The sequence below is a fragment of the Massilia sp. UYP32 genome (genome assembly GCF_050434365.1).
In the GTDB taxonomy this organism is placed as follows: Bacteria; Pseudomonadota; Gammaproteobacteria; order Burkholderiales; family Burkholderiaceae_D; genus Telluria; species Telluria timonae.
On record NZ_JBNDIK010000017.1, the window covers coordinates 45091 to 69438 of the forward strand.

A 24348-nucleotide genomic window follows, 5' to 3' on the forward strand; every position below is an offset into this window, starting at 1 on the left:
CATAATGATGCCCATCGACCACCCGTCCCGAGAAGGCGCATGACCGGCAACGCCAGAGCAGAGCAGCAAATCACCGTCAACGACATCGAGGTCGGCGTGCGCGTCTACGAAGCGCTGGCGCACCACGCGAGATCGGGGCAGGGCGCGCCGATCGGCTTCAAGGATTTGCTGACGCTGGCGCGCTCGCTGCATCCGAAAGATGCGGTGCTCGGCCGGGCGGTCCCGATCGGCATCGGCATGAAGCTGCGCTTTGTCGACGCCTTTTGCGCCGCCCATGCCTGGCCCAGGCTGTCGAGTCTCGCGGTCGACCAGGAAAGCATGCTGCCGTCCAAGGGATACGATGGCGATTGGGAAGCCGACCGGCGCGCCGCCGCCGCATTCGACTGGTCGGGCGCCGACGCGCAACTGCCGGCGTTCGCCAGCGCGCAGCGCGCCGCCGTGCCGGCCCGCCTGAAGCCGCGCAAGGAGCGCCCGGCCGATGTCTCCTGGTATGCCTATTTCTGCTCGCACCGCAAGGACTGCGAGTGGATCGGGCAGGAAGACAAGCAGGAAATCATCAACCTGATCATGGCGGGACTGGATCCGGAGAGCGCGCTCAAGCGGGTCCAGGCCGCCAGGACGGATCGCGCCGACGCGGCATAAGCCCCTTATTGCCGCACCGGCAGCGCCACCTCGCGCGCCTGCGCTGCGGCTTCGGCCCTGGCTTGCGCCGCCTCTTGCGCCGGTGGCGCCGCCAGGGCCGCCATCTCGGCCGCCTCATCGGCGTCCGGCGCCGGCGCGGCGCTCGGGTAGGGGCGGATCAAGTCCAGCCGCACGGCGTATTGCACGCCATTGCGCACGGCGCTGGTTGCGATCTGCCCGGCGTCGTTGATCGCCACGGGATTGATGAAGGTCCACCCCAGCCTGGGATCGATCAGCGTCCCCAGGCTCTGCATTCTTTTGCCACGCCAGATGAAGCCGCCCAGCTCGCTGCTGTCGCCGACGATATGACCGTGGTTGTTGACGCCCTTGCCTTCGCTATACCGCAGCCCGGTGGCGGGAGTGGGGTCGATGTTGACCAGGCGGCCACGCTGCCCAGGTCCCGGAAACTGCCGTTCGGTGCGCGCAGGATGCCATGCAGGCCGGGGCGATCCGTCGTGGCGGCATTCGCGATAATGTGGCCGGCGTTGTTGATGTCCCGGTAGAAGGTGCTGGCGTAGATGAGGCCGATGTTGCGCTGCTTGCCGCAGGCATAGACATAACCTTGCCACAGGCCGTCGGCGCGATCCAGTTGCCGAGCACTTCGCCCCTGTCGTTGATGGCGGCGGCATTGCTGGGCACGCCGCGCAGCGGCCCCAGCACCACCACGCCCTTGCCCCGGTTGACGAAGCCGCGACTGGTGTCGTCGCCGAGCCGGTATGCGACCAGGGAGCGCGCGCTCCGGTAGCGCGCGCGTCCTTGCCGCCTTACTGGGCCACGGGTTTCACCACCTCTTTCGCGATCCCTTCAGCCTCTTCCTGCGCCCGCTTCGCCGCGGCCTGCGGCGAAGGCGGCGTCTCCACCGACGGCTCCTCGTCATGCTCGGCCGGCGGCACGGCGTCCACGTGCGGCTTGATCAGGTCGAGCCGCACCGCGTACCGTATCCCGTTGCGATAGGCATTGGCCGCGATCTGTCCCGCATCGTTGATGGCGCGGGGATCGCGGATGTCCCAGCCCGAGGCTGGATTGATCAGCGCGTTCAGGCTCTGCATCTTCTTGCCGCGCCAGATGAAGCCGGACAGGTGATCGCTGCCGCCGACGATGTGGCCGCGGTTGTTGATGCCGGTGCCTTCGCTCGAGCGCTCCACGGTGGGCGGACGGCCGTCGATGTCGATCAGGCGCCCGCGGCTGTACAGGAAGGCGACCCGGTTGCGGAAGAAGGTCGGCACCCCGGCATAGCCGGTGGCCTGGCCGCGGTCGTTGATGGACAGCGCGCCGTTGGGCGTGAAGCCAAAGTCGCCGAGGTCGCGCATCTTGCCCTTGGTCCAGATGAAGGAACGCAGCGGCTGGTCGGGGAAGGTCAGCGGCCCGGATTCGCCGGCGATCTGGTTCTTGTTGTTGAGCGAAGCGGAGAAGGTGATCGGGGGCGGGCCCGGGAAGTCGTTGGGCAGGTCGCCGATATCCGTCAGCGCGCCGTTCGGCGCGCGCAGGAAGCTGCTGATGCCTTCATTGAAGGGCGTATCGGACGCGAAGGCGGTGATGTAGCCGGCGTTGTTGATGTCGCGCCAGGTGGTGAACCTGCCGCCGATGACGCCGATATCGCGCAATCTGGCGCAGTCGTAGATGAAGCCGCGCTGCTGGCCGCCGCTGGTGGTCCATTGGCCCAGCACCTGGCCCTTGTCGTTGATGGCGACGGCGACGCTGGCCGTGCCTTTCAGCGTGCCCAGGTCGACCAGGCCCTTGCCGCGATTGAGGAAGGCGTGATTGGCCGTCGGGGAATAAGGATAATAGCCGACCACCACGCCGGCATTGTTGATGTCGGCGGCCGTGCTGTTGGCTGGCCCCACCACCGTGACCTTGTACTCGGGATAGGCCCAGGCCGCGCCGGCCAGGGTGAACGACATCAGGACCAGGGACAGGCGATGACGAAAATGCATGACGATCTCCTTGGGTTGTTGGAAAGCGCGCCGGAGTGGCGCAGGCCGCATGGGACCCGCGTCGTCACCGGTTGGCGCACTCCGGCGCCTTGCGCGCGCCAACCGCTTCATCACTGCGCGACCGGCCGCGCCACCTCGCGCGCCTGGGCCTGGGCTTCGGCCTTGGCCAGCGCCGCCTCCAGGGCCGGCGACTGCGACAGCGATGCCATCCCGGCCGTCGCATCCGCCTCCGGCGCCGGCGCCGCGTCGGGGTGGGGACGGATCAGGTCCAGGCGCACCGCATACTGCACCCCGTTGCGGTAGGCCGTGGCCGCGATCTGGCCAGCGTCGTTGATGGCGCGCGGGTTCGCGATGTTCCAGCCCAGCCTGGGATCGACCAGCGCGTTCAGGCTTTCCATCCGCTTGCCGCGCCAGATGAAACCGGACAGGTGGTTGCTGAAACCGACCACGTGGCCGCGGAGGTTGATGCCGGCGCCGCCACTGTAGATGTCCTCGGTGACGGGGCGGTCGTCGAGGCTGACCATGCGGCCGTTGCTGTACAAGAAGGCCACCTGGTCACGAAAGCCCGTCGCCAGCGTCGCCTCGCCCGTGATCTGGCCCCGGTCGTTGATCGCATTGCCGCGGTTGGGCACCGTGCCCAGGTTGCCGAGGTCACGGATAACGCCCTTGCTCCAGACATAGGCGCCGAAAACATCCTCTGGAACGTTATATTGGCCGGACTGCCCGGTGACCTGGTTGCGGTTGTTGAGCGCGAACGGATTGTTCACCGAGGGGATGCCCGGCAGCGCGCCGAGGCTGGTGAGGGCGCCGTTCGGCGCGCGCAGGTAGCCGCGTGTCTCGTTGGTGTCCGGATCGATGCCGAACAGGGTGACGTGGCCGGCGTTGTTGATGGCGGTGTGGCTGGTGATCCTGCCGCGAATGGCGCCGATGTCGCGCGCCTTGCCGCAGGAGTAGATGAAGCCGCGCGACAGGCCGTCTGCGCCGAGCCAGTTGCCGAGCACCTCGCCCTTGTCGTTGATGCCGGTGGCGCTGCTCTGGCTGCCCTTCAGGGCGCCCAGGTCGACCAGGCCCTTGCCGCGGTTGAGGAAGGCGCGGGTCACGCCGGGGGCAGGCTGGTAGGTGCCGGCCACCACGCCGGCCTGGTTGATGCCGGCGACCGAGCTGTTGGCGGGGCCCACCACCGTGACCCGGTACTCCGGGTAGGCGCCGGCGGCGCCGGCCAGCGTGAACCACATCAGGACCAGGCACAGGCGATGACGCAAGTACATGACGATCTCCTTGGATTGATCAGGTCTACTGCGAGGTCTACTGCGAGGCTTGCTGCAAGACTCACTGCGCCACCGGCCGCGCCACCTCGCGTGCCTGGGCCTGCGCCTCGGCCTTGGCCAGCGCCGCCTCCAGTGCCGGCGATGCAGGGAAGGCCAGCAGCTCGGCCCGGGCCTCGGGCTCCAGCGCCGGCGCCGGGTTGGTGTGTGGGCGGATCAGGTCCAGGCGCACCGCGTAGCGCACGCCGTTGCGGCTGGCGACGGCCGCGATCTGGCCGGCGTCGTTGATGGCGACCGGGTTGCTGATGTCCCAGCCCGATGCCGGATCGATCAGCGCGTTGAGGCTCTCCATGCGCTTGCCGCGCCAGATGAAACCCGACAGATGGTTGCTGGTGCCGACCACGTGGCTGCGGTTGTTGATACTGTTGCCGCTGCTGAACTTGTACTCGGTGGCCGGGCGGGTATCGAGCATGATCATCCGTCCGTGGCTGTACAGGAAAGCGGAACTGTCGCGCGGCCCGGCGGGCAGGTATGCCTCGCCGGTGATCTGGCCGCGGTCGTTAATCGCGTGTCCGGTGTTGGGCGTCGAACCCAGGTCGCCCAGGTCGCGGATCGCGCCGTTCTTCCAGACGAAGGCGCGGTATCCCGGCTCCGGGGAATTGAAGCGCCCGGACCGGCCGGTGATCTGGTTGCGGTTGTTGAGCGCGGCGGGAACGGTTTCCGGCGCGCCGTTGCCGTCCCAGGCAATCGCGCCCAGGTGGGTGAAGGCGCCGTTCGGTGCGCGCAGGTAGCCGAGCGTTTCACCGGTGGCCGGATTGCGGCCCGAGGCGGTGATGTAGCCGGCGTCGTTGATGTCGCTGTAGCCGGTGACCTTGCCGGGAATCGTGCCGATGTCGCGCGCCTTGCCGCAGGCGTAGATGAAGCCGCGCTGGCGCCCGTCGGCGCTGCGCCAGTTGCCGACCACCTCGCCCCGGTCGTTGATGCCGCTGGCCGAACTCCACACGCCCGTCAGGGCGCCCAGGTCGACCAGGCCCTTGCCGCGGTTGAGGAAGGCGCGTCGTCGGTCGCCGCCTGCGGAATAGTCGCCGACCACCACGCCGGCGTTGTTGATGCCGTAGACCCAGCTATTGGCAGGGCCGACCACCGTCACCCGGTACTCGGGATAGGCGCTGGCAGCGCCGGCCACGGTGAACGACAGCAGGACCAGCGACACGCGATGATGCAGGTACATGACGATCTCCTCGATGGATGAGAGTGGCGGCCTTACTGCGCGACCGGTTGCACGCGTTCGCGCGCCTGCGCTTCGGCCTCGGCCCGCGCCAGCGCCGCCGCCTGCGCTGGCGGCGGCGCGACGGCGGCCAGTTCGGCCGCCTGGTCGGCGTCCGGCGCCGGCGCCGCCAGGCCGTGCGGCCGGATCAGGTCGAGCCGGATCGCATATTGCACGCCCGCGCGGACGGCGGTGGCGGCGATCTGGCCGGCGTCGTTGATGGCTTCGGGCGCGCCGATGTTCCAGCCCAGCTTCGGATCGACCAGCGCGTTCAGGCTCTGCATCCGCTTGCCGCGCCAGACGAAGCCTTGCAGTTGCTGGTGGTTGCCGACGATGTGGCCGTGGTTATTGATGCCCGTTCCTTCGCTGTAGGTCTGTCCGGGAACGTTGGCGCCGTCGATATTGAGCAGCCGGCCGTTACTGTACAAATAGGCCACGCGGTCGTGCGGGCCGCCGGTCGTGACCGAGGCGAAGCCCGTGGCCTGGCCGCGGTCGTTGATGGCATTGGCGCTGTTGGGCGTCACGCCGAAGTCGCCCAGGTCGCGCAGCGTGCCCCTGGTCCAGATGATGGCGCGGTAGGGCTGCTCCGGGAATTCCAGCGGCCCCGACTTGCCGGCGACCTGGTTGCGGTTGTTGAGCGCGTAGACCTGGGTGATCGGGTGCTCGACCGGCAGGTGGCCGATGGCCGTCAAGCGACCGTTCGGCGCGCGCAGGTAGCCGCTCGGGTCGCTGTCTGCGTAGCTGGTGGCGATGGTGAAGCCCGCGTTGTTGATGTCGCTGTAGATCGAGCCGGCGCCGATCACGCCGATGTCGCGCTGCGCGCCGCAGGAATAGATAAAGCCGCGCAAGCGGCCGTCGGCGCCGACCCAGTTGCCGAGCACCTCGCCCTTGTCGTTGACGGCCACCGCGCCGCTGGCGCTGCCCAGCGCGCCGAGCTTGACCAGGCCCTTGCCGCGGTTGATGAAGCCATGGTTCGTTCCGCCGACCGGGTAGCTGCCTGCCACGGCGCCGGCCTGGTTGATGTCGGCGGCGCTGCTGCCGGGCGGACCGACGATCGTCACCCGGTACTCGGGGTAGGCGCAGGCGGCGCCGGCCACGGCGAAGGACAGCAGGAACAGGGCAATGCGGTAAGGCGTGTGCCACATGATAATTCTCCTTGATAAACAAGGGCTTGCGTCGAACTGGCGGGCCCGTCGATTCAAGGTGCGCCGTCGCCGTGCGCTGGATTTGGCGCCGCACAAGCCGGGCAGGCGAGCGCCGCCCGGGCATGCCGAATCGATCAGCATGCATGGTGAATGGCTTGGCGCGAAGAATGAAAGGCTGGCTGCGGCGAATCCTGCGTGCATGGCAACGCCGACAAGCACAATCGTGCGAATTTGGTTGCGTGGAAATTAAGTTTTTTTCTTACATTTCGTCCAAAAGACATGGCGGATCGACTAGACTCCCACACAACTACATCGTTGAGCCTCGAGATGTCCGATCCCGCCGTCGCCACCAGTGTCCTGCCCACCGAGCCGGGCATCGTTCCCAGCAACCTCCATTTCCCGGTGGTCGGGATAGGCGCCTCGGCCGGCGGCCTGCCCGCCCTGCAGCGCCTGTTCGAGAACATGCCGTCGGCCCACGAGATGGCGTTCGTCGTCATCCTGCACCTGTCGCCCAGGCATCCGAGCTCGGCCGCATCGATCCTCCAGCGCGCCACCCGCATGCCGGTGGTGCAGGTGACCTCGCGGGTCCAGATCGAACCCGGCCACGTCTACGTGATCGCGCCCAACGTGCACCTGACGATGATGGACGGCCTCCTGATCGTCGAGGAACTGCAGCGTCCGCGCGGCCAGCACGTGGCGATCGACCTGTTCTTCCGCACCCTGGCCCAGGTGCACCGCGAGCGCTCGGTCGCGATCGTGCTGTCCGGCACCGGCTCCGACGGCGCCGTGGGCCTGTCGCGGGTCAAGGAGCAGGGCGGCGTCACCATCGTGCAATTGCCGGACGACGCGGAACACGACGGCATGCCGGTGGCCGCGATCGGTACCGGTGCGGTCGACTTCGTCATGCCCGTGGTCGAGATGCCGCAGAAGCTGGTCGACCTGTGGGACAACGCCAAGCGCATCGAACTGCCGCCGCCGGGCAACCTCGAAGCGCCGATCGAGCATGCCGCCACGCCGGCCGAGCTGGAAGCCGGCACCGAAGAGGCGCTGCAGGAGATCATCGCCTCGCTGCTGACCCGCACCGGCCACGATTTCCGCCATTACAAGCGCGCCACCGTGCTGCGCCGCATCGAGCGGCGCATGCAGGTGCGCCAGATGCGCACCTTGCCCGACTACCGCGACCTGCTGCGCGGCGACGTCGGCGAGAACAAGGCGCTGCTCGACGACATGCTGATCGGCGTGACCAACTTTTTCCGCGACCGCGAAGCCTTCGATTCGCTCGAGCGCGACATCATGCCCGAGCTGTTCAAGGACCGCGCCGCCGGCGACGAGGTGCGCGCCTGGGTCGCGGCCTGCGCCAGCGGCGAAGAGGCGTATTCGCTGGCGATGCTGATGGCCGACCAGGCCGCGCTGATGGAAACGCCGCCGGCGTTCCAGGTGTTCGCCTCGGACATCGACGACCATGCGATCGACGCCGCGCGCGCCGGCACCTATCCGGGCTCGATCATCACCGACGTCGCGCCCAGCCGCCTGCGCCAGTATTTCAAGCGCGAGGACAGCCGCTACCGCATCCGCAAGTCGCTGCGCGACCGCATCCTGTTCGCCTCGCACAACCTGCTGCGCGACCCGCCGTTCTCGCGGCTCGACCTGGTCAGCTGCCGCAACCTGCTGATCTACCTGAACCGCGACGTGCAGATGCGGGTGCTGCAGACCTTCCATTTCGCGCTCAAGCCCGGCGGCTACCTGTTCCTCGGTTCGTCCGAGTCGGCCGAGTCGGTGGCCGACTATTTCATCCCGGTCGACAAGAAGAATCGCATCTACCGCGCGCGCACCACCGGGCGCCAGCTGCATTACCAGAATCCGTCCTCGGCCCTGTACGGGGTGCGCCTGCCGGAAGTCAGCCGGCCCAAGCTGCCCGGCAGGCGCGCCAGCACCTATGCCGAGATGCACCAGCGCGCGCTGGCCCAGTTCGCCCCGCCGTCGGTCGTGGTCGACCGCGAGGGCAACCTGGTCTATGTGTCGGAGCAGGCCGGCCAGTACCTGCGCATGGGCGGCGGCGAACCGTCGCGCAACCTGCTGACGCTGGTGCTGCCCGAACTGCGCCTGGAGCTGCGCTCGGCCATGTACCAGGTGGCGCAGAACGGCGGCAGCGTCGAATGCCGGCCGATCGAACTGGCCGGCGGCGAGGCGCAGGGCGCGGTGGCGGCCACGGTGCGCGCCTTCCGCGACGAGGAGTCCGAAACCGACTACCTGCTGGTGCTGTTCAACCGGGTCGAGGAAGGGCCGGACGGCGCGCAGCCGCCGCGTCCGGACGGCAGCCACGACGTGGTCCTGTCCCAGCTCGAGGCCGAGCTGCAGCGCAAGCGCGAGCAGTTGCAGGAGACGATCGAGTATTCCGAGATCTCCACCGAAGAGCTGCGCGCCTCGAACGAAGAGCTGCAGGCCATCAACGAAGAGCTGCGCTCGGCCGCTGAGGAACTCGAAACCAGCAAGGAAGAGCTGCAATCGGTGAACGAAGAGCTGGTGACGGTCAATTTCGAGCTCAAGGTCAAGGTCGAGGAAACCGGCAAGGCCAACGACGACCTGAACAACCTGATCGCCTCGACCGACATCGCCACCATCTTTGTCGACAGTGGCCTGCGCATCAAGCGCTTCACGCCGCGCGCCGTCGACCTGTTCTCGATCATCGCGACCGACGTCGGCCGCTCGCTGCTCGACCTGACCCATAAGCTCGACTACGACCAGCTGGCCGGGGACGTCAGCGCCACCTTCGACACGCTGCGCCTGGTCGAGCGCGAAGTGCGCAGCAACGACGGCCGCTGTTACATCGTGCGCCTGCTGCCCTATCGCACCAACGAAGACCGCATCGAAGGCGCGGTGATGACCTTCTTCGACATCACGGCGCGCCGCCATGCCGAGGAACAGGCGCGCGCCAGCGAGGCGCGCATGCGCATGGTGGCCGAAAGCGCCAAGGACTACGCCATCATCACGATGGACGAGGAGGGCCGCGTCACCAGCTGGAACAAGGGCGCCGAGACGTTGTTCGGCTACACGGCGGACGAAATGCAGGGCCAGAATCTGGACCGCCTGTTCGTGCCCGAAGATATCGCCGCCGGCGTGCCCGAGGATGAACTGCGCCGCGCGCGCGAGGACGGCCGCGCCGAGGACGAACGCTGGCACCTGCGCAAGGACGGCAGCCGCTTCTACTGCAGCGGCGTCACCACGCCGCTGCGCAACAGCGAATTCTATGGCTACGCCAAGATCGCGCGCGACGAGACCGCGCGCGAGCGCCAGGGCAAGGAACGCGAGCAGGCGCTGTCCCACGAGCAGACGGTGCGTTCCGACGCCGAAAGCGCGGCGGCGCTGAAGGACGAGTTCCTGGCCGTGATGTCGCACGAGCTGCGCCATCCGCTCAATATGATTCACATTAACGTCGAACTGCTCTCGCGCATGCCAGAGTTGCGCCAGTCGCCCAACTTCATGCGCGCAGCCACGATCATCCGCAGTTCGGTCATGAGCCAGGCCAAGATCATCGACGACCTGATGGACATGTCGCGCGTGCGCACCGGCAAGCTGTCGCTGACCATGGCGCCGGTGGTGCTCGACACGCTGCTGCAGGGCGTGGTCGACGCCGCGCGCAACGATCCGGCGGCCAAGGGCCTGCGCATCGAGCTCACCGGCGGCGCCGACGGCATGCCGGTGCTGGCCGACGTGGTGCGCATCGAGCAGGTGGTGATGAACCTGCTCAGCAATGCGATCAAGTTCACTCCCGGCGGCGGATGCATCGAAGTCCACCTGGAGCGCGAGGAAGAAGCGCTGCGCATCGACGTGATCGACAGCGGCCAGGGCATCGCCCCGTCCTTCCTGCCGCACGTGTTCGACATGTACGGCCAGAGCATGTCGGTGACCACGCGCTCCAAGGGCGGCCTGGGCATCGGCCTGGCGCTGGTGCGCGAGATCGTGGCCCTGCACGGCGGCCGGGTCGACGTCGCTTCGGAAGGCGTGGGCAAGGGCGCGCGCTTCTCGGTCTGGCTGCCGCTGTTCGAAAACAAGGCGGCGCCGTGCGGCGGCGGCGAGGCGGCATCGGACGACCTGGCCGGGCTGCGCATCCTGGTGGTCGACGACATGGAAGACATGCTGATGGTGTTCAAGTCGCTGCTCGAGATGAGCGGCGCCATCGTGTTCGAGGCCTCCAGCGCCAAAGGCGGCCTGGCGATCCTCGAACAGGAAGACGTCGACCTCCTGATCTCGGACATCTCGATGCCGGAGATCGACGGCTACGAATTCCTGGGCATGGTGCGCGCGCTGCCGAAGTGCGCAAGCCTGCCGGCGATCGCCATCACCGGCATGCGGCGCGACGCCGACATCGCGCGCGCGCGCGCGGCGGGCTTCTCGGCCCATCTCGGCAAGCCGGTGTCGGTCGAGCGCCTGAACGCGGTGGTGCGCGACCTGCTGCCGCGCAAGGCATGACCGATAGCGGGCCGCGGGTTCAAGCGCCGGCCAGCTCCCTGGCCAGTTCGTCGAACTTGACCGGCTTGACCAGGTGGGCGTCGAAGCCCGCCTCCAGCGCGCGTTCGCGGTCGCTCGCCTGGCCGTAGCCGGTCAGGGCGATCAGGCGCATCGGCCGCGTGGCGGCGTCGGCGCGCAGGCGCGCCGCCAGCTGGTAGCCGTCCAGGCCGGGCAGGCCGATGTCCAGGATCGCCAGCCCGGGCCGGGCTTCATGGGCCAGCGCCAGGCCGTCGATGCCGTTGTCCGCTTCCAGCACGCTGTACCCCGATGCCTCCAGGTGCGCCGCCAGCATGCGGCGCGCATCCTCGTTGTCCTCGACCAGCAGCACGGTGGCCGGCGCCGTCCGCGCCGGGGCTGCCGCGGCCGGCGTGTCGACCAGCGCGTGTTCCAGCAGCGGCAGGCGCAGGGTGAAGACGCTGCCCTGGCCGGTCCCCGCGCTCGCGGCATCGATCGATCCGCCGTGCAGCGTGACCAGGCTGCGCACCAGCGACAGCCCGATCCCGAGTCCGCCCTGGGAGCGGTCGAGCGAGACCTTGCCCTGCACGAAGATATCGAACAGGCGCGGCATCAGGTCGGGCGCGATGCCCACGCCGTCGTCAAGCACCGTCAGCACCGCCTGGCCCTTGCCGGCATGCGCTTCGAGCGCGATCTCGATCGCGCCGCCCGGCGGCGTGTACTTGAGCGCATTGGTGACCAGGTTCGTGACCACCTGTTCGATGCGGGTGCGGTCGGCGCGCACCCAGGCCGGCTCCAGGTTGGTGGTCAGCGTGTGCTGGACGCGGCCGGCCATGCGCAGCGCGGCCACGGTCGACTCGACCACCGCCGACAGCTCGACCGGCCCCATGTCGAGCTTGATCTTGCCGCGCGCCAGACGCGCCAGGTCGAGCAGGTCGTCGACGATGCGGGTCAGGTGGCGGCTCTGGCGCATCAGGATGTCCTGGGCCTGGCTCTTGAGCTCGGGCCGGGGGCTGTCCATGCGCAGCAGCTGGACCGCGCCGACGATGCCGCTCAGAGGATTGCGCAGCTCGTGGCTCAGCATGGCGAGGAAGTCGTCGCGGATGCGCACCTGCTCTTCGGCCAGCGCGCGCGCCTCCTGTTCGCGCTGCAGGAGGGCGCTGCGTTCGCCCTCGGCCGCGGCCAGCTTGCGGCCGGCTTCGCCGATGCAGCGCTGCAGGTGGTCGAATTCGGCGATGCCGGTGCGCGGCCGCGGCGGCAGGCCGCCATGGCCGAGCGCGGTCGCGCTGGCGGCCGCGCCATGGGTCGCGTTCACCAGGCGGCGCCCGAACAGCGCGGCGGCGCCGGCCGCCACCAGCAGCGCGGCCAGCATGCCGATCGCCACCAGCATCACCGCGCGCCGGGCCACGCCGTCGATCTCGGCGGCCGGCACGCTGACGGTGACGATCCAGCCCGACATCGGCGAACGGGTGAAGGCGTGGTAGGCATCCACGCCGGCGCGGGTGTCGAAGCGCACCATGCCTTGCTGGCGGCCCGCGGCGGCGCGCATCAGGAGCGGGTTGGCGGCATGGCCCAGCCGCGCCGGCTCGCTCGAGCGCGCGATGAAATAGCCTGCGCGGTCGACCACCGAGAGTTTCCAGCTGGCCGGCATCGCGCGCCGGTCGATCACCCTGGAAAAGTAATCCGGCGAGAACACCGAACCGAGCACGTAGCGGCGGCCGCCATCGATCGGCACCGGGACGTTGATGGTGGTGACGGGGATCTGCTGCACCGCCCCCTTGATCAGGCCCGAGACCACGGTGCGGCCGCTCTCGATGACGTCGCGGGTGCGGGTGCGCACGTAGTCGGGCGGCGGCGGCAGCGTGGCGCCGAGCGGCGCCACGGTGTTGATCACCTGCTGGCCGCTGGCCAGGAACAGGATGGTGCGTCCGCCGTCGCCGCGGTCGGCCGTGCGCGCGTGGCGATAGAAGTTCTCCATGTCGCCGCTGGCCAGGTGCGGCGACTGCGCCAGCACGCGCAGCGCGGCTTCGGCGCTGCTCAGCTCATTGTCCACCAGCAGCGCCGTGGCGTCGGCGGCTTCCTTCATCGTGCTCAGGGCGGCGTCGCGCTCGGAACGCAGCAGCGTTTCCAGCGCCACGGCGGCGAAGATGGCGATCGGCAGCACGATGGCGCCGGTCATGATCAGGATATAGGCACGGATTTTCATGGCCATATGATTATGCCAATGTTGAGGACGCAGCGGTGCAGATGACGATCGGGTGGGGCGCCAGCGCCGGGACGGTAGTTATATGACGGCCTGCCGCAGTTCGCCGGTGCGGTCCAGCACGTAATGATCGAGGTCGCGCGCCAGCAGCAGGTGGCCGCCGTACCGGGCGCGCGCCTCCTCTTCGAGCAGCGCCAGCGGCAGCGGGCCGCCTTCCTGGTAGCGCGGGCTGAAATGGGTCAGCACCAGGTTGCGCACGCCGGCGCCTTGGGCGAAATGCGCGACCCGCATGGCCGAGCTGTGCTGCGGGCCGGGACCGATCTTCTGCAGCACTTCCTCGGTATAGGTTGCCTCATGCACCAGCACGTCGGCGCCCTGCGCGCCGGCGGCCAGCAGTTCCGGGCTGTCGTTGTCGCCCGCGACCACGATGCGGCGCGCGCGCCGCGGCGGCAGCAGGTAATCGGCGGCGGTGATGGCGCGGCCGTCCGGCAGGACCACGTCGCGGCCCTGCTGGATCTCGCCCCACAGCGCCGACGAGGGCACCGCGTCGGCCCGCAGCTTCTCGGTATCGAGCCGGCGCTCGATCGCGGCCTCGGTGAAGCCGTAGGCCCAGGACGGGATACGGTGCGACAGCGCGGTGGCGTCGACGGCAAGGTCGGGCAACAGCGGCCCATGCGCCAGGTCGTCGGGCGTGAGCCAGGCGAGTGGAAAGGGCAGGCTCAATTCGCTGGCCTGCATGATGCACTCGATCATGGTGCGCAGCGGCGGCGGGCCGACGATGGTCAAAGGCTCGCTGCGGCCCAGCAGGCCGGCGCTGGCCAGCAGGCCGGGCAGGCCATAGCAGTGGTCGCCGTGCATATGGGTGATGAACACGGCGCGCAGGCTCATCACCGATAGCGGGGTGCGCAGGATGCGGTGCTGGGTCCCTTCGGCGCAGTCGACCAGCACCCACGAACGCGCGCCGCGCAGGCGCAGCGCGAGGCCGGACATATTGCGTTGCCGGGTCGGCGTGCCGGACGACGTGCCGAGGAAAATGAGTTCCATGGGTGATTCTCGCGTTAAGGCGTTTCATTATCCGGCAACACGGCCCTGGCCGGCGCGCAGCCAGAACTCGGGGGGCGGGCCGGTGTCATATGGGACGGGAACGCCGCCGATGGCGCGGCCATGCCCGCTTTCGACCGAGGAGAACGATATGCGCACGAGTTTCGTTGCCGCCGCGTTCGCGGCTGGCGTTGTGGCATTGCTGGGACCATCTTCCGCCGTTGCCGCACCGGCGCTGCAAGAGATGCAGGTGCCGGTGGCCGGCATCAGCTGTTCGCGCACCGGGCCGCCGCCGCAGCGGGTGATGCCCAGCGCCGAAGTGATCGAGTCGATCGACGGCGTCTACCGGCTGTCCAACGGCCAGAAGCTCGGGATTGCCGCCAGCGACCAGCAGGTGGTGGCCGACTTCGGCCGCTGGCATCAGATCCCGCTGATGGCGACCGCGCCCGAGCGCTTCGAATCGCGCGACGGCCTGGTCTGGGTGCGTTACGAGGCCGACGAAGACACCGAGCGCATCGTGGTCAGCTATCCGGCCGACGCGCGCGGCCGCTACGTCGACGCCTGCTAGCGCCTGCCGCTAGTGCTGCGGCGCGAGGCCGAACAGCAGCGAACGGTGGGCGCCGACGCCGGCCATCGCGCCATCGGCAACGGCGAGCGCAACCGAGCTGGCGGCGCGCATGGCGTCGCCGCCGGCGAACACGCCCGGCACCGTGGTCTGGCGTCCTTCGTCGGTGCGGATGTAAGGGCCCAGCGGTCCTTCGTCGAAGGCGCAACCGAGTTGCGCGGCGATCGGGCTGGCCATGTGCAGGCGGCCGAAGGTGAACAGGCCGGCCATCGCTTCCCGCCTGCCATCGGCCAGCACCACGGTGGCGTCGCCGGCAAGCCGCGCAACCGGCGTCTCGTCCACCTGCACGCCGCGTGCCTGCAGGTCGGCCCGTTGCGCCTCGTCGAGCGGGCACACGCCATTGGTGAACAGCGTCACCTGGCCCCAGTGCGGCAGCATCTGCGCCTGGTGCACCGACAGCGGGCCGCTGGCCAGCACGCCGATGCGGCCCTCGTCCAGTTCGTAACCGTGGCAGTAGGGGCAGTGGAACACGCTCTTGCCCCAGCGTTCAGCCAGGCCCTCGATCGGCGGCAGCTCGTCGCGCACGCCGGTGGCCAGCACCAGGCGCTGGCCGCGCACGCTGTCTGCGCCATCGAGGTCGACGATGAAGCCGCCGGCGTCAGGGCGCGCGCCCTGCGCCAGCCCGTCATGCCAGGCCACGTTGGGATAGGCGGCGACGTTGGCGCGGCCCTCGCGCGCGATGTCTGCCGCCGGCTGGCCGTCGCGGGTCAGGAAGCCGTGCGAGTCGCTGGCGAAGCGGTTGCGGCGCTGCCCGGCGTCGACCACCAGCACCTTGCGGCGCGCCCGCGCCAGCTGCAATGCGGCCGACAGGCCGGCATAGCTGCCGCCGATGACGATGGCGTCGTAGTCATTCGTGATGTTCATGTTCGGCCTGTCGATGAGGATGGTTGTCGTAGCGCAGGTTGAAATCGCGCGACAGGTCGGCCAGCGTCACTTGTCCCAGGCGCTGCACCAGCAGCGCCTCGGCTTCCTGGAAGGCGTCCGCGAGCGAGGCGTTGACCACCTGTTCGACCAGGCATGCGCTGTGCTCGTTGCGGTTGCCCATCGCGAACACGGTGGGGGCGCCGACCGCGTCGTAGACGTCGCGCAGGGTGACCGTGGCCAGGTCGCAGGTGACGGTCCAGCCGCCGCCGTGGCCACGCTCCGAGCTGATGTAGCCGCGCTCGCGCAGCCCGGCCAGCACGCGCCGCACCAGCACCGGATTGGTGCCGAGCATGCCGGCCATCTGCTCCGAGGTCATCGGGCGCTCGCTATGGGCCAGGTGCAGCAGCACGTGGAGGACGGAAGAGAGTTTGCTGTCGCGTTTTATGTAACTAATAATATTACAAAATCGGCGGCAGCATGAAATTTTCTAACGCTCCGGTTGGGATTCCTCGACCGGCCCAGTCTTCGGCGGCAGCTTGAGCGTCGGCAGATACCACCACATATAGGTGCTCACGCAGGCGCCGATCACGACCATCGAGATCAGGATGGCGACACTGTCGAAATGGCGCGTCGACCATGCCATCGAGCCCCACAGCATGACGGTGGCGACGATCTTGCCCTTCAGCGGAATGCCGTGTCCGGCCTCGAAGTTGGCAAGGTATTTTCCGAACACGGGATGGGCCAGCAGCCAGCGGTGCAGGCGTTCGGACCCGCGCGCGAAACAGGCCGAGGCCAGCAGCAGGAAGGGCGTGGTCGGCAGCAGCGGCAGGAAGATGCCGAGGATGCCCAGCAGGACGGCCAGTACCCCGGCCACGTTATAGAACAGTTTCATACCGTCACTCTAGCATCCGGCGCGGCAAGAGGAGCGATCATCCCTGTTATCGATCCGGTTATGCAAAAAGGAAGCAGCCGAGAATATCGGACTGGAACTTTTAAGTTCCGTTCTGCAACTTTTGGCGTCCGACTCGGTATAATGTCCGGCTCGACGACGGACGCGTCTGTTCGGCAGTGGCAGGAATCGTTCTACGCCCGACTCCTTTTCCGCCTGCTGTCCGATTGCCGCCTGGCTCGCGCCGGCCATCGTCTTGATGCCTTATCCCACATCGTCCAATCCCATCGTGGCCCGGTTCGGCGGCTACTTCCACCGGCGCGTGCTGCGCCAGTTCGCGCTCTACCTGACGCTGATGCTGGCGCTCGTATGGGGTGGGGTGGGGTGGGGTGGCGGTGGAGCAGGCGCGCTTCGCCTCCCTGGCCGAGAGCGGCGCCCAGGCCAATGTGCGGAACCTGTCGCGCGCCTTCTCCGAGGAAGTCAAGGCCACCGTCGCCCTGGTCGACCTGTCGCTGGTCCAGCTGCGCGGCACCTGGCAGCGCGATCCCGCCAACTTCGCGCGCAGCGCGGCCGAGCATGCGCGCCACCTGCGGGTGCCAATGCACATCACCGTCACCGACGCCCAGGGGCGCCTGCTGTACACCGACGCCGCCGTCGGCGGCGCCACGGCGCCGCAGGGCCTGGCGCTGGGCGACCTGCGCCAGTTCGCCGTCCACCGCGAGCGCGGCGGCGACCGGCTCTACGTCGGCCGCCCCGAACGCAGCCGTCTCTCGCAGCAGTGGGTGGTGCAGTTTACGCGCCTGATCCGCGCCGCGGACGGCCGCCTGGCCGGCGTGATCGCGGTGGCGATCCGGCCCGAATACTTCCTGCGCTTCTACGACAGCATCGACCTCGGCCCGGATGCCGCCGTCAGCCTGATGCGGCTGGACGCCACCGTGATCGCGCGCAGCTCGCGCGCGGACGGCAACCGCCACATGGGCGTGGCGATCCCCGACGCGCCGCAGACGCGCGATGTGGGCATCAGTGGCGCCTTCCGCAAGGCGAGCCGCCTGGACGGCATCGAGCGCTTCTATGCCTGGCACAAACTGCCCGAATACGGCCTGGTGGTCACGGTGGGCCAGGCGGTGCCGGATGCCGAGGCGCGCTTCGCCCAGCAGCGCGAGGTGATGCGCAGCGCCGGCCTGGTGGTGTCGCTGGTGCTGGCCACGCTGGGCTGGGCGGCGATCGGCGCGGCCGACCGCCGCCGGCGCGCGCTCAAGGCCCTGGCCGCGGCCGAGGCGCGCTGGAAGCTGGCCCTGAACGCGGCCGGCGATGGCGTGTGGGACTGCGATATCGCCACCGGCATCGCGACCCTGTCGCCGAGCGCGCAGCGCATCCTCGACAGCGAGCATCCGACAGTGTCGTGGTTCGGCGAGAAGGGCCTGGCGGAGCTGGTGCATCCGGACGAGCTGGAACAGGTGCGCGCCGGCCTGCGCGCCCACGTCGACGGCATCACCGCCGATTACACGATGGAACACCGGCTGCGCACGCGCGACGGCGGCTGGCGCTGGATCGAGGCGCGCGGCGCCGTCACCGAAAGGGGCGAGCGCGGCGAGCCGCTGCGCATGGTGGGCACCTTCTCCAACATCGACGCGCGCAAGCGGGAAGAGCAGCGCATGCGGCGCATGGCGCACGAGGATGCGCTCACCGGCCTGCCCAACCGCGTGCTGCTGCACGACCGCATGCGCCAGGCCATCCTCACCGCGAACCGCGAGGGCCACAAGGTCGGCCTGGTCTATTTTGACCTGGACAACTTCAAGCCGGTCAACGACACCCATGGCCACGCGGTGGGCGACCGCCTGCTGCGCATGGTGGCGCAGCGCCTGCGCGCGGCGCTGCGCGAATCGGACACGCTGGCGCGGGTCGGCGGCGACGAGTTCGCGGTGCTGCTGCCGCGCTGCCAGCAGCCCCAGGACGCCGAGCGGGTGGCCGCCACCATCCTGGCGCGGCTGGAGCAGCCATTCGAGGACGGTGAGCGCATCCTGCGCATCTCGGGCAGCCTGGGTTACGCGCTGTACCCCGATTGCGGCGCCGGCGATGGCGAAGGCGATGCGGCGGCCGCCGCCGAAGCGCTGCTGCATAGCGCCGACCTGGCGATGTACGACGCCAAGGCGCATGGGCGCAACCGCATTTCGGGCAGTTACCGCACGCGGGTCGGCTGAACCCGGTCCGTTTCCAGCACCATCCCGCTGGCCGGCTGGCTCGGCATGCGCGACAGGCTGACCTGCAGCTGCTGGCGCGGCACGCGGTAGCGCGCTTCGCCGGCCAGCAGGCGCAGCGCCGCTTTCACCAGTTCCACCGTGGCCGGTTCGCCCGGGCAGCGGTGGCCGTTCAGGTAGTCGCCCGCGCCTTGCGCCACCAGGCTGTGGCCATCGTCGCGCCAGCCGGCAAAGCGCTCCGGATCGAAGCGCTGCGGCGCCGGCCACAGGTCGGGATGGTGGTTGGTGCCGTACAGGTCGAACAGCACCCAGTCGCCCTTCGCGAAGCGCAGCCCTTTCCAGTCGAAGTCGCCGGTCGCGCGCCCGCCCACCGCCGGAAAGAACGGATAGTAGCGGCGCACCTCTTGCGCGAACATCGTCAGCAGCGCGTCGTCGGCGCCGGCCAGGCGCGCGCGCCACTCGGGAAACTGGTGCATCGCCAGCGCGCCGAAGACGATGAAGCGCGCCACCGCCACGATCGGCCGCAGCAGGTTGATCAGCTCGACCGCGGCGACCTTGACGTCCAGCAGCCGGTCTTCGTGGTCGCGGTGACGGGAGATCACGGCCAGCGCGCTGGCCGGATCGGCCGGCAGCCGAGCGGCGCGCACCGCCTCGACCAGCGCGCGCGCCCAGCGCTCGCAGCGCTGGCGCAGCAGCTGCGCGCGCAGGTTCTTCGGCCCGAAGCTGCCGGCGGCATCGACCATGGCCGCCAGTTCTTCGGTGCGTCGTTCCAGTTCGCCGGCGGCGAGCGGCACGCCGGCCCAGCGGCAGGCGGCGTCGGCCAGCGCGGCCTCGGCCTCGCGCAGCAGCACGACGCTGTGCCGGCCCGGCCAGGCGGCCAGGCGTGCGCGCAAGGCGTCTTCGAAACAGGCCACCATGCGCGCCTGGTAGTCGGGCGTGAGCAGCGACATCATCAAGGCCTTGCGGCGCCGGTGCGCCTGGGCGTCGAGGGTTTCGGCGCTGCCGAAGTCCTGCAGCAGCATCAGGACCGTGGGCGGGATGGCGCGCTTGCGCGTGAAGCGGTCGGGCGTGTAGAACAGGCGCGCGGCCTCGGGGCCGCGCATGCAGACCGCTTGGCGCAGCATGATGCGGGTGGTGAAGATGTCGCTGCCGAGCCGCTCGCAGCGGCGCCCGATAAAGCGGTAGCCTTCGGCCAGCAGGGCCAGCGCGTTGTCGATGCCGCCGGTGCCGGGCACCGCGCGGTGCACGGAAACGGGTTGGTCGTGCGTGATGGTCACGGAAGTCCTCCGGAAGCGTCGGACTTGCGAATCTAACAGCCTGCGTCCGACTGCGGCGCTAGGGATGCGCCCCCACGTCCGGCTCCGCCAGCGCCGGCAGCACCGGCGCGACATGGCGCGGCAGGTAGATGGTCACCGTGGTGCCGGCGCCAGGCGCGCTCTCGAGCCGGATCTGGCCGCCGCTCTGGCGCACGAAGCCGTGCGCCATCGACAGCCCGAGCCCCGTGCCCTTGCCCTCGGGCTTGGTGGTGAAGAAGGGTTCGAAGGCGTGTTCCATCACCTCGGGCGGCATGCCGTGGCCCTCGTCGGCGATGGAGATCACGATGTAGTCGCCGGGCGCCGGCTCGCCTTCGAGCGGGCTGGCGCCGGCGTCGACCGTCAGGTTGGCCAGCCGCAGCGCGATGCGCCCGCTGCCGTCCATCGCGTCGCGCGCATTGATCACCAGGTTGAGCAGCACGTGTTCGAGCTGGTTCGGGTCGACCAGGGTCGGCCATAGATCTGGCTCGGTGGTGCGTTCGAGCACGATGCCGTCGCCGGCGGCGCGCTGCAGCAGGCTGTCGCTGCGCTCGAGCAGCTGGGCGACGTCGACCACGCTCGGATGCAGCGGCTGGCGGCGGGCGAAGGCGAGCAGCTGGCCGGCCAGCTTCGAGCCGCGCTCCACCGCGTCGAGCACGTTGTGCAGGCGCTTGCGGCTGGGCGGACCTTCGGCGCGCAGCATCAGCTGCACGTTGGCGCTGATGATGTGCAGGATGTTGTTGAAGTCGTGCGCCACGCCGCCGGTGAGCTTGCCGACCGCTTCCAGCTTCTGGGCCCGGGCCAGGGCCTGGCGCGCTTCATCGAGCCTCTGCTGGCGCTGCAGCTCGCGCGCCTCGGCTTCGCGGCGCGGCGTGATGTCGCGCACGAACACGGTCGCGCCCGCGCCGTCGCCAGGGGGCAGCAGGGCCACCGCCAGCTCCACCGGCACGCGCCGGCCGCTGGCGTGCAGCGCCTCGGTCTCGGTGGGCTGGCCGGCCATGGGGCCGGCGCCGCCGCGGATGAAGGCGTCGAAGGTGGCGCGGAAGGCGGCGCGCCGTTCTTCCGGCAACAGCTGCTCGGCCGGGCTGCCGATCGCTTGCGCGGCGTCGAGGCCGAAGATGCGCGTGGCCTGCGCATTCCAGTCGGTGATGCGGCCCTGGCGGTCGACGGCGACGAAGCCGTCGTAGGCGGTCTCGAGGATCGTCTTGAAACGGCGCTGGTCGGCCGCAATGCGGCCGTGCGATTCGCGCAGCTCGAGCGTCATGGCCTGCGCCAGCTGCAGCGCGCGGCGGCGCGAGCCGGCCAGCAACCACACCACCATGCTCACCAGCGCGCCCAGCACGACCCCGGTGGCGGCCACCATCTGCGGGCGCTCGTGGTCGAGCGTGGCCTCGAGGTTGGCGCTGGACGCCATCCGCACGGTCCAGGTGCGGCCGGCCATCGCCATGCGGGTGGCGGTGGAAAAGCGCGGCGGCCCGGCGTGGCCGGCGCCGGGGGAGCGGTACAGCAACGCGTCCGGGGCCATGTGGTCGCCATCGTAGATCTCGACGTCGAGCTGGGGCGCGGCGATGCCGCCCACGCCGCGCATCAGGTCCTTCATGCGAAACGGCGAATAGATCCAGCCCACCAGCGCCGCGCGGCGTTCCTCGACGGTGTCGACGTCGCGCCCGCTGCGGTACACCGGCAGGTACATCAGGAAGCCGGCATCGCGGCTGGCGCCGCCTTCCTGCACCAGCACCACCTTGCCGCTGAGCGCGGCCTGGCCGCTGTCGCGCGCCACCGCCATCGCCGTGCGCCGCACCGGCTCGCTGTACATGTCGAAGCCGAAGGCGCGCAGGTTGCGCGCGTTGAACGGCTGGATGTGCGAGATGGCCGTGCGCGGCTGGCCGTCGCCGGCCGGATGGACGCGGTAGTCGGGAAAGCCCTCGGCGCGCACCCGGGCTTCGTGGGCGGCGAGGGCGCCGGGCGGGATCGCGCTGGCGATCGCCAGCGCCTCCAGGCCGGGGAAGGACTGGTCCAGGCGCAGCACCTCGTAATACTCGGCGAACTCGGCCCGGCTCAGGTCGACCGAGCCGCGCAGGTAGCCGCGCGCGCCGCGCAGCACCTGCTCGTAGACCAGCAGGCGGCGTCCGATGGCATAGCCCATGTCGCGCGTGCGGTAATCGAAGGCTTCGTGCAGCTGGGCCTCGGCGCTGCGCTGGGCGCTGGACCAGGCGCCGAAGGTGACCAGCAGCGTCAGCACGAACACCAGCAGCGCCATCAGGACTGGCGCATGGCCGGCATGGGGCGCCGGGGGCGGGGCTGGAGTGTGGTTGGCGGTCTGCTGCATGTCCTTGTGCGTGACAGCCGGAGCGGCGGGGTTGATCGGAGAGACCGGACTACGTAGCATACGCATCCTTGGATTGACGGGGCGCACGCGACTTTGCGCCTTTGTCAATGAAGTTTGTCAATCTGGCACACGTGATGCTCTGCTAAATGAAACATTCTAATCTGAAACACTTTCCTTGCAAGAGTGCAAAGGCGGGATGAGTTCCGCACTCGCATCGCTGCTGAAACGCCATTGGCCCTTGACTGCGCTGGCCGGCCTGTGCGGCCTGGCCCTGCTGCTGGGCATGGTGGCGCCGTTGCGGGGCGGCAGCCATGAACTGCTGCTGGCCTTCCCGTCCACGGTCGGGGGAGAACTGGCGCTGCCGGCGGAGATCCGGCTGACGCGCGGCGTGCGCGACGTGCTGCTGCTGCGCAACGACGGCAGGGTGCCGGTGGTGTTCGGTCCGCTCAAGATCGGCGCGGGGCGCGAGCTGCGCCTGCCGTTCGGCGAGGCCGGCCTGTATACGTATGCCTGTCCGCCGGTCGCCGGCAAGGTGGTGCGGGTGAGGGTGGTGGACGCGCCCGGCCCCGGCTGGGGCCGCCTTCGCTGGCGCCTGGACGACGTGCGCCAGTGGGTGCGCTACCTGCCGCTGAGGTCACCGGACGAATAAACCGGTCATCGGCCGACCGCAATCGTACACCCGCGATGGCGCCGATTCTGTCATCATGGAAGCCATGTCGACGATTTCCATGCCACTGTTCCCGCTCAGTACGGTGCTGTTTCCGGACGGGGTGTTGCCGCTGCAGGTGTTCGAGGTGCGCTATCTCGACATGATCAGCCGCTGCATCCTCGAAGGCACCCCGTTCGGCGTGGTGCTGCTGACGCATGGGCACGAGGTGCGCCGGCCCGATGCCGAGCTGGAGCGTTTCGTGGCCGCCGGCACCATCGCCTCGGTCACCGAGACCACCACCGACACGCCCGGCCTGCTGCAGGTGCTGTGCCGCGGCGGCGCGCGCTTTTCCGTCGTCACCGCCGAGCAGCGCGTCAACGGCCTGTGGATGGCCGAGGCGCAACTGGTCGAGGACGATCGCAGCGTGAACATCCCGTCCGAGCTGCAGGGCGCCTCCGACGCGCTCGACCGGGTACTGAATTCGCTGCACGACGTCCCCCAGCACCGCTGGCCGGTGCAGCCGCCGTTCCGGCTCGACGACTGCGGCTGGGTGGCCAACCGCTGGTGCGAGCTGCTGCCGCTGCCGAACCAGCAAAAGCATCATATGCTGATGCTCGACAACCCCGTGATCCGGCTCGAATTGCTGCATGACGTGCTGGATGAACATGGCTTGATCACTTCTTAGGGAAGCAGCGCAGGGGCCCGGCATGACATTTTCTGACGATCTTCTCATCGGGTACATCAACGGCGAACTCGCCGAGCCGGCGCGCGCGGCGGTCGAGCGGGCCATGCGCGCCGATCCGGTGCTGGCGGCGCGCATCGCGCATCACCGGGCCGAGCTGCAGCTCAAGGGCAATACACGCAACGGGCGCGTCGGCGTCTCGGCCAACGGTCACGACGGCAGCCACGCCCAGCGCAGCGTGCCGCCCTGCGGCGCCAAGGTGGTGCAGCTCAACAGCCTGCGCCCCGGCCGCACGGTGCCGCCGCCGCAGATCGCCTACAGTAACTGGTGCAAGCGCCACTGGGTGGCGGTCGGCGCGGCGCTGCTGGCAGGCGCCGCCCTGGGCGCCTTCGGCTGGCACAGCCTGGCGCAGGCGCCCGGCCTGGCCACGCTCGACCACGTCGATGGCGCCCTGGTGGCGCGCGGGCCGCTGGTGGCGGCGCTGGACGGCCAGCTGGCCAGCCCCGGGCCGTCCGACAACGGCGTGCGCATCGGCGTCACCTTCGTCGCCAGGGATGGCGGCTATTGCCGCAGCTTCGTCGTCGACACCACCGCCGGCCTGGCCTGCCTGAAGAGCGGGCGCTGGAGCATCCCGGTGCTGGCCCAGGATGGCGGCGGGGCCGCCTGGGTCGACGGCAGCCAGCCGCCGCCCGTCGTGCGCGAGGCGATCGACGCGCGCATCGCCGGCACCGTGCTCGATCCGGTGGCCGAACGCGCGGCCCAGCAACGCGGCTGGACGCGGTGAGGCGGCCCGCGGGAGAGCCCGTCCGCGCCGCCGCGC

General features: G+C 69.5%; 20 protein-coding genes. 8 read left to right on the forward strand and 12 right to left on the reverse strand.

What is annotated here, in order from left to right; all coding sequences use genetic code 11:
• Window positions 1–39: 39 nt before the first annotated feature.
• The gene (locus ABIB42_RS14805; RefSeq protein ID WP_184237039.1) at window positions 40–642 is read left to right on the forward strand and encodes a hypothetical protein; all 603 of its coding nucleotides are present in this window, start codon (window positions 40–42) and stop codon (window positions 640–642) included.
• 5 nt (window positions 643–647) lie between these two features.
• Here the strand turns inward: ABIB42_RS14805 and ABIB42_RS14810 are convergent, their stop codons facing one another.
• Complete coding sequence (locus tag ABIB42_RS14810; protein WP_184237041.1) at window positions 648–935, reverse strand: hypothetical protein; 288 nt, start codon at window positions 933–935, stop codon at window positions 648–650.
• Between the two features lie 179 nt (window positions 936–1114).
• Between ABIB42_RS14810 and ABIB42_RS14815 the strand changes: the two genes are divergently transcribed.
• On the forward strand, window positions 1115–1426 hold the full coding sequence (locus ABIB42_RS14815) for a hypothetical protein (protein WP_184237044.1): 312 nt from the start codon (window positions 1115–1117) through the stop codon (window positions 1424–1426).
• Between the two features lie 19 nt (window positions 1427–1445).
• Here the strand turns inward: ABIB42_RS14815 and ABIB42_RS14820 are convergent, their stop codons facing one another.
• The 4 genes from ABIB42_RS14820 to ABIB42_RS14835 form a co-directional block, all read right to left on the reverse strand.
• On the reverse strand, window positions 1446–2615 hold the full coding sequence (locus ABIB42_RS14820; RefSeq protein WP_184237047.1) for an HAF repeat-containing protein: 1170 nt from the start codon (window positions 2613–2615) through the stop codon (window positions 1446–1448).
• Window positions 2616–2725: 110 nt separating this feature from the next.
• Window positions 2726–3883 carry an HAF repeat-containing protein gene (locus tag ABIB42_RS14825; RefSeq protein WP_184237051.1) on the reverse strand — a complete coding sequence of 386 codons (1158 nt, stop codon included), beginning with the start codon at window positions 3881–3883 and terminating at the stop codon, window positions 2726–2728.
• Between the two features lie 61 nt (window positions 3884–3944).
• Window positions 3945–5111 carry an HAF repeat-containing protein gene (locus ABIB42_RS14830; RefSeq protein ID WP_429248576.1) on the reverse strand — a complete coding sequence of 389 codons (1167 nt, stop codon included), beginning with the start codon at window positions 5109–5111 and terminating at the stop codon, window positions 3945–3947.
• 32 nt (window positions 5112–5143) lie between these two features.
• Entirely contained in the window at window positions 5144–6292 is a 1149-nt protein-coding gene (locus tag ABIB42_RS14835; RefSeq protein WP_429248577.1) for an HAF repeat-containing protein, read from the reverse strand.
• Window positions 6293–6619: 327 nt separating this feature from the next.
• On the opposite strand from ABIB42_RS14835, the gene ABIB42_RS14840 reads away from it, so the two are divergent.
• On the forward strand, window positions 6620–10762 hold the full coding sequence (locus ABIB42_RS14840; protein ID WP_429248578.1) for a CheR family methyltransferase: 4143 nt from the start codon (window positions 6620–6622) through the stop codon (window positions 10760–10762).
• Window positions 10763–10781: 19 nt separating this feature from the next.
• On the opposite strand, the gene ABIB42_RS14845 is transcribed toward ABIB42_RS14840, so the two are convergent.
• Both ABIB42_RS14845 and ABIB42_RS14850 read right to left on the reverse strand, forming a co-directional pair.
• Entirely contained in the window at window positions 10782–12962 is a 2181-nt protein-coding gene (locus ABIB42_RS14845; RefSeq protein WP_429248579.1) for a hybrid sensor histidine kinase/response regulator, read from the reverse strand.
• 78 nt (window positions 12963–13040) lie between these two features.
• On the reverse strand, window positions 13041–14003 hold the full coding sequence (locus ABIB42_RS14850) for an MBL fold metallo-hydrolase (RefSeq protein ID WP_005665436.1): 963 nt from the start codon (window positions 14001–14003) through the stop codon (window positions 13041–13043).
• A gap of 148 nt (window positions 14004–14151) precedes the next feature.
• Here ABIB42_RS14850 and ABIB42_RS14855 point away from each other — a divergent pair, with 148 nt between their 5' ends.
• Window positions 14152–14568: a hypothetical protein gene (locus tag ABIB42_RS14855; protein ID WP_429248580.1), complete on the forward strand. Its 417-nt coding sequence runs from the start codon at window positions 14152–14154 to the stop codon at window positions 14566–14568.
• 9 nt (window positions 14569–14577) lie between these two features.
• Here ABIB42_RS14855 and ABIB42_RS14860 read toward each other — a convergent pair whose 3' ends face one another.
• Genes ABIB42_RS14860 through ABIB42_RS14870 form a run of 3 tightly spaced genes read right to left on the reverse strand, consistent with a single transcriptional unit; the run spans window position 14578 to window position 16381 of the window.
• Window positions 14578–15489 (reverse strand): NAD(P)/FAD-dependent oxidoreductase, encoded by a 912-nt coding sequence (locus ABIB42_RS14860; RefSeq protein WP_184237065.1) that lies wholly within the window; start codon window positions 15487–15489, stop codon window positions 14578–14580.
• Complete coding sequence (locus ABIB42_RS14865) at window positions 15473–15934, reverse strand: Rrf2 family transcriptional regulator (protein WP_005665442.1); 462 nt, start codon at window positions 15932–15934, stop codon at window positions 15473–15475. The genes ABIB42_RS14860 and ABIB42_RS14865 overlap by 17 nt, the downstream gene beginning before the upstream one ends.
• Window positions 15935–15976: 42 nt before the next feature.
• Complete coding sequence (locus tag ABIB42_RS14870; RefSeq protein ID WP_005665445.1) at window positions 15977–16381, reverse strand: YbaN family protein; 405 nt, start codon at window positions 16379–16381, stop codon at window positions 15977–15979.
• 914 nt (window positions 16382–17295) lie between these two features.
• On the opposite strand from ABIB42_RS14870, the gene ABIB42_RS14875 reads away from it, so the two are divergent.
• On the forward strand, window positions 17296–18579 hold the full coding sequence (locus ABIB42_RS14875; protein WP_429248600.1) for a diguanylate cyclase domain-containing protein: 1284 nt from the start codon (window positions 17296–17298) through the stop codon (window positions 18577–18579).
• Here ABIB42_RS14875 and ABIB42_RS14880 read toward each other — a convergent pair.
• Window positions 18558–19853 (reverse strand): cytochrome P450, encoded by a 1296-nt coding sequence (locus tag ABIB42_RS14880; protein WP_005665449.1) that lies wholly within the window; start codon window positions 19851–19853, stop codon window positions 18558–18560. The genes ABIB42_RS14875 and ABIB42_RS14880 overlap by 22 nt on opposite strands.
• 58 nt (window positions 19854–19911) lie before the next feature.
• Window positions 19912–22257: a CHASE domain-containing protein gene (locus ABIB42_RS14885; protein WP_429248581.1), complete on the reverse strand. Its 2346-nt coding sequence runs from the start codon at window positions 22255–22257 to the stop codon at window positions 19912–19914.
• Between the two features lie 136 nt (window positions 22258–22393).
• Here ABIB42_RS14885 and ABIB42_RS14890 point away from each other — a divergent pair, with 136 nt between their 5' ends.
• The 3 genes from ABIB42_RS14890 to ABIB42_RS14900 all read left to right on the forward strand — a co-directional run bounded on the left by ABIB42_RS14890 (window position 22394) and on the right by ABIB42_RS14900 (window position 24312).
• Entirely contained in the window at window positions 22394–22846 is a 453-nt protein-coding gene (locus ABIB42_RS14890) for a hypothetical protein (RefSeq protein WP_219861221.1), read from the forward strand.
• A gap of 64 nt (window positions 22847–22910) precedes the next feature.
• Window positions 22911–23531: an LON peptidase substrate-binding domain-containing protein gene (locus ABIB42_RS14895; protein ID WP_071363757.1), complete on the forward strand. Its 621-nt coding sequence runs from the start codon at window positions 22911–22913 to the stop codon at window positions 23529–23531.
• A 22-nt stretch (window positions 23532–23553) separates the two neighbouring features.
• Window positions 23554–24312, forward strand: coding sequence for a hypothetical protein (locus ABIB42_RS14900; protein ID WP_071361454.1), 759 nt, complete (start codon window positions 23554–23556; stop codon window positions 24310–24312).
• Window positions 24313–24348 lie beyond the last annotated feature (36 nt).